The sequence below is a fragment of the Deltaproteobacteria bacterium genome (genome assembly GCA_016709225.1).
Lineage (GTDB): Bacteria > Myxococcota_A > Polyangia > Nannocystales > Nannocystaceae > Xiheibacterium > Xiheibacterium phototrophicum.
The window spans coordinates 522,428-536,165 of sequence record JADJEE010000001.1 but is presented as its reverse complement, the minus strand read 5'-3'; the positions used below and the strand labels follow the sequence as shown (position 1 = coordinate 536,165).

General features: G+C 70.3%; 8 protein-coding genes and 1 pseudogene. 5 read left to right on the top strand and 4 right to left on the bottom strand.

The window, feature by feature from the left end:
* Positions 1–92 precede the first annotated feature (92 nt).
* On the top strand, positions 93–851 hold the full coding sequence (locus IPH07_02220; protein MBK6916193.1) for a serine/threonine-protein phosphatase: 759 nt from the start codon (positions 93–95) through the stop codon (positions 849–851).
* A 54-nt stretch (positions 852–905) separates the two neighbouring features.
* Here IPH07_02220 and IPH07_02215 read toward each other — a convergent pair whose 3' ends face one another.
* On the bottom strand, positions 906–2,144 hold the full coding sequence (locus IPH07_02215; GenBank protein MBK6916192.1) for an IgGFc-binding protein: 1,239 nt from the start codon (positions 2,142–2,144) through the stop codon (positions 906–908).
* 529 nt (positions 2,145–2,673) lie between these two features.
* Positions 2,674–3,945: a hypothetical protein gene (locus IPH07_02210; GenBank protein ID MBK6916191.1), complete on the bottom strand. Its 1,272-nt coding sequence runs from the start codon at positions 3,943–3,945 to the stop codon at positions 2,674–2,676.
* A gap of 73 nt (positions 3,946–4,018) precedes the next feature.
* On the opposite strand from IPH07_02210, the gene IPH07_02205 reads away from it, so the two are divergent.
* The 4 genes from IPH07_02205 (at position 4,019) to IPH07_02190 (ending at position 8,936) form a co-directional block, all read left to right on the top strand.
* Complete coding sequence (locus IPH07_02205) at positions 4,019–4,648, top strand: sigma-70 family RNA polymerase sigma factor (protein MBK6916190.1); 630 nt, start codon at positions 4,019–4,021, stop codon at positions 4,646–4,648.
* Positions 4,649–4,719: 71 nt separating this feature from the next.
* Positions 4,720–6,735, top strand: a complete 2,016-nt coding sequence (locus IPH07_02200) for a hypothetical protein (GenBank protein ID MBK6916189.1) — start codon at positions 4,720–4,722, stop codon at positions 6,733–6,735.
* A 92-nt stretch (positions 6,736–6,827) separates the two neighbouring features.
* On the top strand, positions 6,828–8,192 hold the full coding sequence (locus tag IPH07_02195) for a protein kinase (GenBank protein MBK6916188.1): 1,365 nt from the start codon (positions 6,828–6,830) through the stop codon (positions 8,190–8,192).
* Between the two features lie 15 nt (positions 8,193–8,207).
* Entirely contained in the window at positions 8,208–8,936 is a 729-nt protein-coding gene (locus IPH07_02190; GenBank protein MBK6916187.1) for a hypothetical protein, read from the top strand.
* A gap of 110 nt (positions 8,937–9,046) precedes the next feature.
* Here IPH07_02190 and gcvP read toward each other — a convergent pair.
* A pseudogene (gene gcvP / locus IPH07_02185) lies at positions 9,047–12,020 on the bottom strand (aminomethyl-transferring glycine dehydrogenase).
* An 84-nt stretch (positions 12,021–12,104) separates the two neighbouring features.
* Entirely contained in the window at positions 12,105–13,655 is a 1,551-nt protein-coding gene (locus tag IPH07_02180; GenBank protein MBK6916186.1) for a GGDEF domain-containing protein, read from the bottom strand.
* Between the last annotated feature and the right edge of the window lie 83 nt (positions 13,656–13,738).

Here is a 13,738-nt window from a genome sequence, read left to right as displayed (position 1 = left end):
GTGACGGCACGGCCACGACCCCCTGCCCTCGTGCGCCGCACAGTGCGGGGCAAAATCGGTACACCATGGTAGGCTCGTCGACCGACCCCACCATGGAAATTCGCTACTTCGGTCACACGGACACTGGCTTGTCCCGCGACCACAACGAGGACGCCCACCTCGCCGATCCCGACCTCGGACTCTTCGTCGTCGCCGACGGCGTCGGCGGTCGCGCCAAGGGCGAGGTCGCGAGCCAAGAGACCGTCGAGCTGGTGTGGGAGTGGGTCAAGCGCCACGAGGCCACCATCCGCGAGGCCGCCGCCGGCGACCCGACCGCGCGCGCCGGTCAGCTGTGCCAGATCGTGCGCGGCGCGATCCAGAACGCCTGCTACATGGTCCACACCATGGGCCAGCTCGACCCCGAGCAGCGCGGCATGAGCACCACCGCCTCGGTGCTGCTGGTGTGCGGCCGCATCGGCGTGGTCGGCCAGGTCGGTGACTCACGGGTCTACCTGGTGCGCCAGGGCCAGGTCGAGCAGATCACCGAGGATCACACGCTCATCAACTATCAGCTCAAGCACGGCCTCATCACGCCGGATCAAGCTGCGAAGTCCCGCGCGCGCAACGTCATCACGCGCGCGGTCGGGCACAAGGACTACGTCGAGGTCGACACCATGCCGGTGCCGCTGTTCGGCGGCGACCGCTTCGTGCTGTGCTCCGATGGCTTCCACGGCTACGTCGAGTCGATGGACGAGATGCGCTACTTCCTCGATCTCGAGGTCGAGGACGCCGTGCTTGAGTCGATCCGCTTCGCCAACGCCAAGGGTGGCAAGGACAACATCACCACCCTGCTGGTCGAGCTGCAGGAGTAGCCGGGTCGGCGTGGCGCCGCGCGGCCGCGGCACGCCACAGCCGACCGACCATCGCTAGCCGGGCGGTCGGTTGGGCGGCTCCCACAGGCCGGCCACACTCAAGCCGCCCGGATACGCATAGCTCGCGGCGCAGTCGATCCCACCGACGTAGACGCCGACGGCCGCGTCCGCGGTGAGCAACTGCTGCCCGTCCGCGCATTCGCCTTCACCGCCACTGCCGTCGAGGTCGAGGTCGATCGCCGCGATCTCGTAGCCGCTGTCGCCGATGGCTTCGAAGCGCGCGTCCGGAATCACGCCGAAGCAGGCCAGTGTGACCGTCGTGCCGCTCGGGCGTACGACCGAGACGAAGTCGCGCACGTGCGACGTGTCGGTCGAGAACGGCAGGGTCTCCAGCCACTGGGCGGTCGGGACCATCTGCAACATCCACGGGTCGCCGGAGGGGATACCGCTGGTGCAGTCGGGCAGCAGTGCCTCGCCCCCGGTCATGTACTGGACGAGCATGAACGGGTGGTCATCGTCCGACGTCGCCACGAAGTGCTCGGTGGCGGTGAACTCGACGTATCCACCGGCGTCGCCGATGTGGATGGGGCCACCCACGACGTCCGGTGAGATCGTTACGGACGTGTCGCCCGTGGCGGCGACCACTCGCCACACCACCGATTCGTGGCCGTCACCCGGTGGCGTGCGCTGAGGGTGCATCGCACCGACGTAGTGGGTGCCCCAGGCCGACAGCGGCAACACCTGCTCTTCGATGTGATCGCACCATCCATGACCACCGATGGTCGCGCAGGTGTTGCCGGAGAACATCGCAATGGGAGCGTCGGCCGTGACGTAGAATCCGGTCGCTTCCCACCCGCCCACTGCAGGATCCGGGAAACCGTACACGTCGAAGGCGTCGAGCATCACATCGCCGGCGATCGTGGACACCGTCGTACCGTCCTGGGTCGCGACCACCTTCACATAATCGGATGCGCCGGACTCGTGGCCGAGCGCCAGATGGGTTCCCACCAGGGCCGTGGTCGGCAACAGCAGGCTCGCCTCCGGTACCACGCCCGCCGCACCTCCGACCGGGTTGATCTGCATGGCGGTGATGGGCTTGTCCGACGTGACGCGAAACGCCGCCCGCGGCGCGAGGCCGGCGAAGCTGGCGTGCTCCTGTCCGGCCAGGATCCCGGTCGCGCCGTTGACCGTGACCATCTCGCTGTTTCCAGCGCCGACGACGAACTCACCCACCACACGCAGGGTGTCCCCAGGCCCGCGCATGTCCTCGATGACGACCTCGACGTCGGCCAAACCGGGGTTGCCCAGTCCGATGCCCAGGCCGGGTTCTTCGTTGCCTGCGAAGTCGAGATCGACCGCCCAGAACTCGCAGCCGAGGCTGGTCGGTCCCGCGCGGCGCAGACTCTCGCACGAGGTATACTCCGGCCCCGACGGAAGGTCCGAGGCGAAGCCCAGATCGTACTTCGGCAGGCCGTCACCACCGGTCGAAGCGCCGGTGCTCGCGACCGCTCCGTCGTCGGCGGTTGGGCTAGACCCGCTCACCGAGGTGTCGGTGGAACCGTCGCCGACGCTCGCGGTGGACGTCGCGCTGGTCTCGGAGGGCCCGCTCGGGACCGAAGTCGTGTCCGCGTTGCATGCGGTCGCGAGCACGAAAGCCGCGGTGCGTTGGAGGTGGTGCATGTCTCGACTTCCATTCTTGCGCGACGCCGACGGCCACGGCAGCCACTTCGGTCGCCACGCCGACGGGGAATCCGCTCGGTGGAATGGAAGTCGTTCGTCGGACGGGTTTGTCACCGCGACGTCGATCGCGCGCCACGGGATGCTACGGACGAAGTCGAGCGATCCACGTCGTGCCGCTCGCCGCGTCTGCGCCGCCCACGATGCTCCCCCCGTCGTCGATCGCGACGATCGCGGCCAATGCTGCACTCGGCGCATCGGCGAGCACCCGCGTCCATGCAAAGGCGCCATCGACACGGACACGGGCGACCCAGGGAGCGTCGCCCGCTCGCCCCGCCACCGCCACCGAGCCGTCGCGATGGACCGCGAGCGCGGTGATGTTCTGGTCGTCGAGCGTCACCCACCACGCGCGCTGGCCATCGACCCAGCGCGCCAGCTGAGTCGGGCTCGCCAGTAGGCCAGCGCCGTCGCGGGCCAACGCGACACGTTCGTCGTCGTCGCCCACGCGCCATGTCGCCAGCGGAAGGCCGCCGGGGCCGAACCACTCGAGCCGGACGCCGTCGGACCCACGCAGCAACGCTGCAATACCACCGTCCTCGCGCCCCGCCGCGGCGCGCAGGTCGACGCCGGCACGCCGCGCTTCCCACGTCGCAGCGGCGAGCGGTCGAAGCAACGCACCGTCGTCGATGCGAGCAGCGACCACGATCGGCTCGCCCAGCGCGGCCACGAAGCCGTCGTCGCCCGGCTCGTCGAAGACCAGCGACTCGCGCACGCCGCTGTCATCGTGCAACTCGGCCCAGCCGCGGGCATCGATCGGACCGTCCTCGCGCCCGACCACCCAGACGCCAGCACCCGAGCGCATCACGCCCTCAGCCCGTCGCTCGCCGTGGGCGCTCGCCGTGCTCCGCACCGGCCACGCTGTCGCGCCGCTGTCGAGCTGCAACGCGGCCACGATGGCCTCGCCCTGCGCCGCGTTGCCGGAGTTTCCGACGGCGTACACGGTGCCGCCGGCGAGCGCGAGCGCGACCCACTCACCTTCGCCGTCCGCGTTCGCCCATCGCGTCGAGCCCGAGACCGTGCAGTCGGAGTTGCAGCCATCGGCGTCCTCGCGATTGCCGTCGTCGCATTCCTCGTCGTCGGAGACATCGCCATCGCCGCAGCCGGTCGACGAGCCACCGCTCGAGCCGTCGAGCATCTGCTCCACGCAACGCCCGGCCAGCGCCGCGCTGGCGTTGTCGCTGAAACGCGCGCCCGAGGGGCAGCTCTGGTCGGGATAGCTGCAATGGCCCTCGGCTTCGCAGCGCCCGAGCAAGCCGCCCAGCCGGCAGGCACTGTCGCGCTCGCAGGTGAACGGAGGCGCCTCGCAGTCGACGAGACCCAGCGTCGTTCCGAGCACCGCGTACACCCGTCCGCGCACGCTCGAGTGACGCTACACGAGAGCCGCCCGCGCCGCCATACCCCTGCCGCGCCGGGGGTATACTCGTCGCTGCATGGACCTTGCCGCGGCGAGCGATCTCGACTTGCTCCGGGCCTGGGCCGCTGCGGACCGCAGAGCCGGCGACGTGCTGATGCGCCGTCACTACACCGCCGTGCACCGCTTCATGGCGCTCAAGGCCACGGAGGCGGCCGACGACCTCACCCAGCAGGTGTTGTTGGCGTGCGTCGAGAACGCGGCAGCCGCCGCCAAAGCGACCAGCTTTCGTGCCTACCTATTCGGCATCGCGCGGCACAAACTCCTCGATCACCTGCGTCGATCACAGCGCGTCCAAGTCCTGGCCACGCTCCCGTTCGACGCACCGCAGACCGATCTGTCCCCCAGTCGGATCGTACGGATGCGGCGTGAGCATCGCCTGCTGCTACGCGCGCTCGAAACCCTGCCACCGGACGCCCTCGTCGCACTGCAGCTGTTCTACGGCGAAGAGCTCTCGACATCCGAGGTCGCGGGGGCGCTCGAGATCAGCGTGTCGGCCGTGACCACCCGCCTGACCCGCGCGCGGGCGCGGCTGCGCGAGCAGGTCGAGTCGCTCGAGTCCGACCCGGCCACGCGGACCAAGCTGCTCGCCGACGTCGAGAGCTGGACGGTGTCGCTGTTCGAGCGTGTGCGAGGCGCCCCGCCATGACGAACACCGCACCATGCCGCGCCGCACTCGTCCTCGCATGCCAGCGCGCCGCTCGGGCATTGGGCGTGGTCGTGGCCACGACGCCCGGACTCGCTCGCGCCGACATCTGGATCGACGGCGACGTGGTCGGGCCCGGCCAGTGCAACGGCACCGGTACCGAAGAGGATCCTTACGACAATCTCTATTGCGCCTTCGAGTCACCGATCGCGCCGGGAGAGCGGATCCTGCTGCGCGATGCGGCTGTGGCCTACGATGGCGAGAGCCGACCGGGGATCGCCATGTCGAACGGCACCGCGGCGGCGCCGATCGTCATCGAGGCCGCTCCCGGGCACAGCCCGCGACTCACGGGCACGATCACGCTCGACGACATCTCATACTGGACGATCCGCGGGCTCGTGTTCGTCGGCGACGGTTGCCCGGCCGAGCCGACCGCAGCCGCGATCAACGTGCGGTCCACCGGCTCGTCGATCACGGGGATCGTCATCGCCGACAACACGTTCATCGACTGGCCCGGCCCTGCGATCGAGCTCGATGGTGCCGCTGGCGAGCTGATCGCGCCCGAAGTCCGCGGCAACCGGATCGAACGCGCCTGCGGTCACGCAGTGAGGATCGATGCCGTCGATTCGGCGCGCGTGCTCGACAACGACGTCTCCGACGTGCAGTGCACGGTCTCGACGCTCGCGACATGCCTGCACTGCGGGCTGAGCGACTGCTGGCAGTGCGGTGATTGTCTCGACGTCGACCAGTCGAGTTGCCAGCCCGCCGACTGGCAGGAGTTCACGGTCGGATCGCGCATCGGCGTGAGCGTCCTGGGTTCGTCGGCGGGCGTCGAGATCGCGGGCAACCAGTTCCACGACTTCGGGTCCGACGCGTGCGGAGCTCCCCAGGCCCGATCCGTGGCCGTGTTCGCCACGCGCACGGCGTCGAACGCCGGTCACATCCATCACAACTTCATCTCGCGGATCGCCCCCGCCGCCGACGCGTCGGTCTACGGCGCGGCGATCCAGCTGATCCAGGGGGCCTCGGGCTGGAGTGTCGACGGCAACATCGTGGTCGATGCCGGTGACTGCGGGCTGTGTGAGAACGACATCCTCTTCCATGGTGGCGTCGGCAACCTGTGGAGCCACAACACGGTCGTGGGTGGACGCGTGGGCATCGACGCGGCCTGGGCCTCTGGCTCGATGTTCTCGGCCAACCTCGTGGTGGGCGCGAGCGACCATGCCGTTCATTTCGCCCCCATCGAGTTCGCCGCGCCGCCGACCGCCGACCACAACGTGTACTGGCCCGAAACGCCGACGCGAATCGGCAGCTGGGGCGGCGGCGGCGCGCTCGATCTGCTGGGCTGGCAAGACGCGTGTGGCTGCGACGGGGCGGCTGCGGTGGGCGACCCCGGTCTGCTCGCAGATGCACAGAACTTTGGGCTCACACCACGTCCGGGGACCGTCGCGATCGATCGCGGCGCGGTGAGTGCTGCCGCATACCACGGCGACGCGCCAGATGCCGGAGCACTCGAGGCCCCGCTGGCACTCGCCGCCACGTTGCTCGACGATCGTCCCGACACGATCGAGCTCACGATCGAGAACCGCGTTGCGCCGCCGTTGCGCGGCTTCGAGGCTTGCGTCGGGTTCTCGGCCACCTTCGATGGCGCCGCGGCCGAGTTCGTCGAGTGTCGCGCGCTCGACGACGAGCGACTCGAGTTGGTGCTGCGCACCCCCGTGGCGCCCGATGTGCCGGGCCAGCTCCGCTACGACGGCACGGCGGTCGTCGACAGTGCGTCGGTCGGCGGCTCGATTTCGGCGAGCCTCGGCGCGTTCACCGTCGAGGTCGAGGCTCACCACGGCCCGTTCCCCGGCACGAGCACGGGCGCGGCGACCGATGGAAGCGGTGCGGCGACGTCGGCGGACACCACCAGCTCGCAGACGCCCCAGGACGATTCGCGGACGAGCGGATGTGGCTGTCGCTCACATTCGCCGTCCCCACTCGCGGGCGCGTCACTGGCATCGTTGCTCCTGCTCGGTCGCCGCCGGCGTGCCCGAGGTCCGTGCACGACGGCTCTGCAGCGAGGACGCGCACCCGCGGAGGCTTGAACCACGGGCCCGACGCAGCGTAGCCTGCTGTCAGCTTGCCGAGTTCGCACGCATCCGGCCTCGGGATCGCTCGCCGACTGGGTCGATACACCTTGATCGATCTGCTCGCGCAGGGCGGCATGGCCGAGGTCTACACCGCGCGGGTCGAAGGCCCCGATGGCTTCAGCAAGCTCGTCGCGATCAAGCTCATCGCCGCCAACCTCCGCCACGAACACGACTTCGTCGCGATGTTTCTCGACGAGGCTCGGGTCGCAGCCCGGCTGCACCACCCCAACGTCGTCGGCGTCATCGACTACGGCCGCGAGCGCGCCGCGCCGTTCCTCGTCATGGAGTACGTGCATGGCCGCGACCTGCGCACATTGCTACGCGCCGGTAGCCAACCCAGCCGATTGCCCGTCACGGTCGCGCTGACGATCATTCGCGACGCCTGCCTGGGGTTGCACCACGTGCACAACGCCCGCGACGAAGCAGGCGTTCCGCTCCACGTCGTTCACCGCGACGTCTCACCATCGAACGTCATGGTTCGCTACGACGGCGTGGTCAAGCTCGTCGACTTCGGCGTGGCAAAGGCCGCCACCCAGGCCGCGGTCACAGGCTCCGGCGTGCTCAAGGGCAAGCTCGGCTACATGTCGCCGGAGCAGTGCCTCGGCGTCGACATCGATCATCGCAGCGACATCTTCGCCATCGGGATCACCGCGTTCGAGGCACTCACGTCGCGACGGCTGTTCCGCGGGCCCAACGAGGCGGCGATCCTCAATCGCATCATTTCGTGCGACGTGCCGCGTCCCACCTCGTTCGACCCCGAGTTCCCGCCATTGCTCGAAGCGGTGCTCTTGCGCGCCCTGCAGCGCGATCCCGAGGCGCGCTTCCCCAGCGCGCTGGCGATGGCCGAGGCCATCGAAGCCGCGATCGAGTCACTCGGCGCACGTTGCTCGAACGACGCGGTCGCAAACCACATGCACCTCGTGTTCGGTGATGTGCCACTGCCCTCCGTCGAACCGGTGACGCGGCCCGAGCCGCGCGACGACGTCACCATCGTGGAGTCCGAGCCGAGGGCGACGCCGCGTCGTGGCGCACGGCGACAGCTGGTGTTCGCAGTCGCAGGTGCGATGGGGTTGGGCGCAATGGCGACCGCGCTCGCGTTGCCACGCCAGGCGAGCGTGACGACCGCATCCGACGTGCCCGATGTCTCTCGCGCGCTCGAGACCGGTGATCGTGGCACCACCGGCGCGGTCGTTCCCGGCCCGGCGTTGCCGATTGTCGCGCCGGTGGTACTGCCATCATCCGCACCGAGTCCGCCCGCCACGACCGCGAACGAACAACGCGTCGCACCGCCGCGTCGTGAGCGGTGGCAGACGGGAAAGCGCCGGGTCGTTCAGCCCGCGTCGGTCGCCACGGACGCGCCCCCGCAGAAGCCACCCCCGGGAACGTCCCCGGATTCCATGATGCCTCGGTGAGCCTGCGTGCACGGCATGGTCACTGCCTTGACGCTGCTGCTGGCGACCACCGAGCCGGCGCCGTCTTCACCCACGCGGCAGAGTGCGGCCCAGCGCGCAGCTCGTCACTTCGACGCCGGCGAGTGGGATGCGGCGATCGACGCGCTCATCGAGGCCTACGCCGAGGACCCCGATCCCGACTATCTCTACGCCAGGGCGCAGGCCGAGCGCCTGCGTGGGCGGTGCGACCAGGCCCTCGAGCTGTACCGACGCTACCTGGCAGCCGACCCCAGCACGACCGGACGGGCCGATACCGAGCGCAACATCCGACTCTGCGAGGAGACGCTCGCGGCGACGCGAAAGGTGGAGCCATCAGCTCCGCCACGTCCACCGGAACCAGTCCCGACCGCACGACCGACCGCACGACCGACCGCCGAGCCAGCGCCGGACCGACCGCATCCGCGGCCCCGCCGTGTCGACGCGTTGGGCATCGCGCTCACAGCATCGGGCGGCGCTGTCGCGGGGGTCGGTGCCGGTCTGTGGATCGCAGGCGCGTGGAGCATCGACAACGCGCCCGGGCGAACGACGGAGGACGCCTACGTCGACGAGATCGATCGCGGGCGTCGGCTTCGAACGGCCGGCATCGCCGTGCTCACGACCGCGTTGTTCGTCGCGACCGGGGGCGTGATCCGACTCGCCGTGCAAGCCCGCCGCCGTGCCCGCGGTGTTGCGCGCCGATCTGGCGCGCAGCCCTTCGTTCGCTGACAGGGTCGCGACGGCGCGCCTCGATTCGAACGATGGGAACGCCACCGCCCGGGCCACACGGTCCGAAGCGCCTGCCGAAGGCCTGGTCGAGCGGTGACGTCGGTGCATCGTCAGCGGCCGCCGAGGCGCCCGCCGCCGTAGGCCCCGTAGCCCCCCGAGGCACCGTAGCCGGCGTAGGCCCCCGACTCACCGTAGGTGGTCGGCGCGTCGTAAGCCTCGAGCGGCGGACAGCTGCACACGAGGTTGCGATCGCCCCACGCGTTGTCGACGCGGGCAACCGGCGGCCAGTACTTGTGCGTGCGCAGCCACGCGGCCGGCCACGCCGCCTGCTCGCGGGTGTACGGGTGACTCCACGCGTCGGCGGTCACGGCCGCCGCGGTGTGCGGTGCGTGCTTGAGCGGGTTGTCGTCCTTGGGCCACTCGCCGCGCTCGATGCGGGCGATCTCGCGGCGGATCGAGATGAGCGCGTCGCACAGGCGATCGAGCTCGCCCTTGCTCTCGCTCTCGGTGGGCTCGATCATCAGCGTGCCCGCAACCGGGAACGACATCGTGGGCGCGTGGAAGCCGTAGTCCATCAGGCGCTTGGCGACGTCCTCGGCCTCGATGCCGCAGCTGGCCTTGAACGGCCGTAGGTCGAGGATGAACTCGTGCGCGACCATGCCGTGCTCGCCGCGGTAGAGGATCTCGAACTCGGACGACAGCCGCTTGGCCATGTAGTTGGCGTTCAAGATCGCCAGCTGGGTCGCGCGACGCAGGCCGTCGCTGCCCATCATCGCGATGTACATCCACGGGATCGGCAAGATGCTCGCGGAGCCCCACGGCGCTGCCGCGACCGGCCCGATCGCCTGCGCGCCGCCGAGCGCCGCCAGCGGATGCCCGGGGAGGAACGGTGCCAGCTGGGACTTGACGCCGATCGGGCCCATGCCGGGGCCGCCACCGCCGTGCGGGATGCAGAAGGTCTTGTGCAGGTTGAGGTGACAGACGTCGGCCCCGTAATCGCCGGGGCGGCACAGCCCGACCTGCGCGTTCATGTTGGCGCCGTCGAGGTAGACCTGGCCGCCGTGCTCGTGGACCACGTCGATGAGCTCGCGGATCGAGCCCTCGAACACGCCGTGGGTCGAGGGGTACGTGACCATCAGCGCCGCCAGCTCGTTGGCGTGCGCGGCGGCCTTCTTGCGCAGGTCGGCGACGTCGATGTTGCCGTGGGCGTCGCACGCCACCACCACCACGCGCATGCCGGCCATGATGGCGCTGGCGGGATTGGTGCCGTGGGCCGAGACCGGGATGAGACACACGTCGCGGTGGCCCTGCCCACGCGACTGGTGGTAGGCGCGAATCACCAACAGGCCGGTGTACTCGCCCTGGCTACCGGCGTTGGGCTGCATCGAGACCGCGTCGAAACCGGTGATGTTGGCCAGCCAGCACTCGAGCTCACCGATCATCTCGCGATAGCCATGGCTCTGCGAGGCCGGCACGAAGGGGTGCAGGTGCGCGAACTCGGGCCACGAGACCGGCACCATCTCCGAGGTCGCGTTGAGCTTCATCGTGCAGGAGCCCAGCGGGATCATCGACGTCGTCAGCGAGAGGTCCTTGGCCTCGAGGCGCCGGATGTAGCGCAGCATCTCGTGCTCGCCGCGGTGGCGGTGGAACACCGGGTGGGTCAGGAACGCGGAGCTGCGGGCGAGCGCACCCAGGCGATCGGCCGCCAGCGCGTCGGCCTGGCCCGCGAAGTCGTGCTCGGCGACGCCGCCGAAGGCCTGCACGAGCGCCCGCAGGTCGGCCTCGGTCACGGTCTCGTCGAGCGCGACCGCGACGCGATCGCCGTCGACCTTGCGCACGTTGATGCCGCGATCGAGTGCCGCGGCGACCACCGCATCGGCGCCGCCGGGGTCGCGGGTGCCGACCACGATGGTGTCGAAGAACGCGCCCGGCGGCACGCGGTGGCCCAGCTTCGCCAGCGCGCCGGCGAGCAGCTTGGTGGCACCGTGGACGCGCGTGGCGATCTTCGTGAGGCCGTCGGGCCCATGATAGACCCGCGTACATGCTGGCCATGATCGCCAGCAGCACCTGTGCGGTGCAGATGTTGCTCGTCGCCTTCTCGCGGCGGATGTGCTGCTCGCGGGTCTGCATCGACATGCGCAGCGCCATGTGGCCCGCCGCGTCTTTCGACACGCCGATCACGCGACCAGGGATCTGCCGCTTGTGCTCGTCCTTGGTGGCCATGAAGGCCGCGTGTGGACCCCCGAAACCCATCGGCACGCCGAAGCGCTGCGCCGAGCCGACCGCAATGTCGACCCCGACCTCGCCGGGCGGCTGCAGCAGCGTGAGCGCGAGCAGGTCGGTCGCGACCACTGCGAGCGCGCCGGCGTCGTGGATCCGCGTCACAACGTCGGCGAGCGGCGACGCGACGCCGTCGGTGTCGGGGTACTGCAGCAGGGCGCCGAACGGCGCCAGCGCGGCGAGGTCGGCGGTGGCCGGATCGCCGACCTCGACGCGCAGGCCGATGGCCTCGGCGCGTGCGCGCACCACCGCGAGCGTCTGCGGGTGCACGCGCTCGGCCACGAAGAACACGGTGCGATCGCCCGGCACGAGTCGATGCGCCATCGCCATCGCCTCGGCGGCAGCCGTGGCCTCGTCGAGCAGCGACGCGTTCGCGAGCGGCAGCCCGGTGAGATCGGCGACCACGGTCTGGAAGTTCAGCAGGGCCTCGAGGCGGCCCTGCGCGATCTCGGCCTGGTACGGCGTGTACGCGGTGTACCAACCGGGGTTTTGCAAGATGTTGCGCTCGATGACGCCGGGCACCAGCACGCCGTGGTAGCCGAGCCCGAGGAAGGACCGCACGACCTGGTTCTTGCGCGCACGCGTGGCGAGCATCGCGAGCGTCTCTTGCTCGCCCCGCGCCGGGCCGACGTCGAGGCCGCCCTTCATGCGAATCGACGCCGGCACGGTGCGCTCGACGAGCGCCTCGAGATCGGCGACGCCGACTGCGTCGAGCATCGCGCGCAGATCGGCGTCGGTGACGTCGATGTGGCGGTGGAGAAAGCCATCGGTGGGGCGCAGGAGCTCGCTGGGCGTGCTGGGCATGACGACGGCGCCGACCATACCGCGTCCACCGGCGGGCGCGTCAGAGGGCCCCGCTCGTGTCATCGCGCACGGGCCGGGCGCGCGTCAGGCCGCGCGCGGCACCGCCACCGTCCACGGCGTCGCCCCGGCCGCGGCGCGAACGCAATTGCGCCCCTGGTGCTTGGCCTCGTACAGCGCACGATCTGCGACGCGGTAGAGCTGCCCCGCCACGGCGTCGGGATCCACACTCGAGCCGTCGTGGGGCCCGGCGATCCACGCGACCCCGAGCGAGATCGTGAACGCCCGGCTGTGCCCGTCGGGGCACTGCAAGGTGGCCGATGCGACCGCGTTGCGCAGCGCCTCGGCGCGGGCGATCGCCGCGGCCCCGATGACGCCGGGCAGCACCACGCCGAACTCCTCGCCGCCCACGCGCGTGACCAGCTCGCCCTCGCCGGCGGCGGTGGCGAGCGATCGCGCCGCCGTGCGCAACACGAGGTCGCCGAAGTCGTGACCGTAGGTGTCGTTGACGCTCTTGAAGCGATCGAGGTCGCCCATCACGAAGGCGATCGGGCCGCCGCCCTTGAGGATGCGGCCGATCTCGTAGCTCAGCCGGCCCGACAGCGCCCGGCGGTTGGGCAGGCCGGTCAGCGCATCGGTGATCGAGAGCTGCTCGAGCTCGCGGTTACGGGCCGCGAGCTGTCGCGAGAGCGCCTCGGTCTCGGCCAGCGCACGTTCGAGGCGGCCGACGACCTCTTCGTAGGTGAGGTTGAGCTCGACCAGGCCGGCGTTCGCGGCCGAGAGGATCTCGTCCATCGTGGGCTGTCGGCCCACGCGGAAGCCGAGCTCGCCACCGATCTCGTCGACCCGACTCGAGAGCTGCCCGACCAGCGCGTCGGCGGCGTCGCTGTCCATGCCGACCTCGCGCCGCATGCCTGCTCGCGCCGCCCCGAGCGCAGCGCGCTTGTCGTCGCAGGTCAACACGTTCGCGAGCAGCTCGGCCTGTCCCGCCAGCGCCGCGCGACCGCGGTACTCGGGCGGCGCGAGGGCGGGCCGATGGTGGAAGCGCATCGGCATCGCGAGCTCGGGCGGCAGCGCCCACGCGGCGATGAGCTCGTCGGCGATCTCGTCGTGGGCGACACCGAACAGTCGCGACTCCTCGCGGCGACGATCGTCGGCCATGCGCCCGCGAACCTTGCCCCACTCACCGACGTGCTGGCTGTAGGTCTGCACGAGCGCGATGACGCCGAGGTCCTGCAAGAGGCCGAAGGTGAACGCCTCGACGGGATCGACCTCGAGCTGCGAGAATGCCTCGGCCAGCTGTCGGGCCGCGACCGCGCGGCGCAACGAGTCTTCCCAGAAGCCGTCGAGATCGAAGGCACCGAGCCCGCTGCGCACGCAGTTCTGCACCGCGACGCACAGCGCGAGGTTGCGCAGCGATCGATTGCCGAGCACCGCGACCGCACGATCGATGGTCGCGATGCGAGCACCACGGCGGTACATCGACGAGTTCACCATGCGCAACAGCTGCACCGATAGCGCTGCATCGCTGCTCACGGCCTTCGCCAGGGTCCCGAGCGGAACCGTGGGGTCGGACGCGGCCTGGATGACACGCGCGAGTGCGTGGGGCGGCGAAGGCAAGCGGAGCGGCGTCGACATTGGCGAGGGTGCGCGGGCCCGGGCAAGAGCTCGCGTCGTACGGGTTTGTTCGGACGGCAATGCCTGGCGCTTGAGCCCATTCG

What these genes read in the sequence shown, in the direction of transcription:
- IPH07_02180 (MBK6916186.1), bottom strand. Translation starts at nt 13,655, where the DNA reads ATGTCGACGCCGCTCCGCTTGCCTTCGCCGCCCCACGCACTCGCGCGT.
- IPH07_02220 (MBK6916193.1), top strand. Translation starts at nt 93, where the DNA reads ATGGAAATTCGCTACTTCGGTCACACGGACACTGGCTTGTCCCGCGAC.
- IPH07_02205 (MBK6916190.1), top strand. Translation starts at nt 4,019, where the DNA reads ATGGACCTTGCCGCGGCGAGCGATCTCGACTTGCTCCGGGCCTGGGCC.
- IPH07_02190 (MBK6916187.1), top strand. Translation starts at nt 8,208, where the DNA reads ATGGTCACTGCCTTGACGCTGCTGCTGGCGACCACCGAGCCGGCGCCG.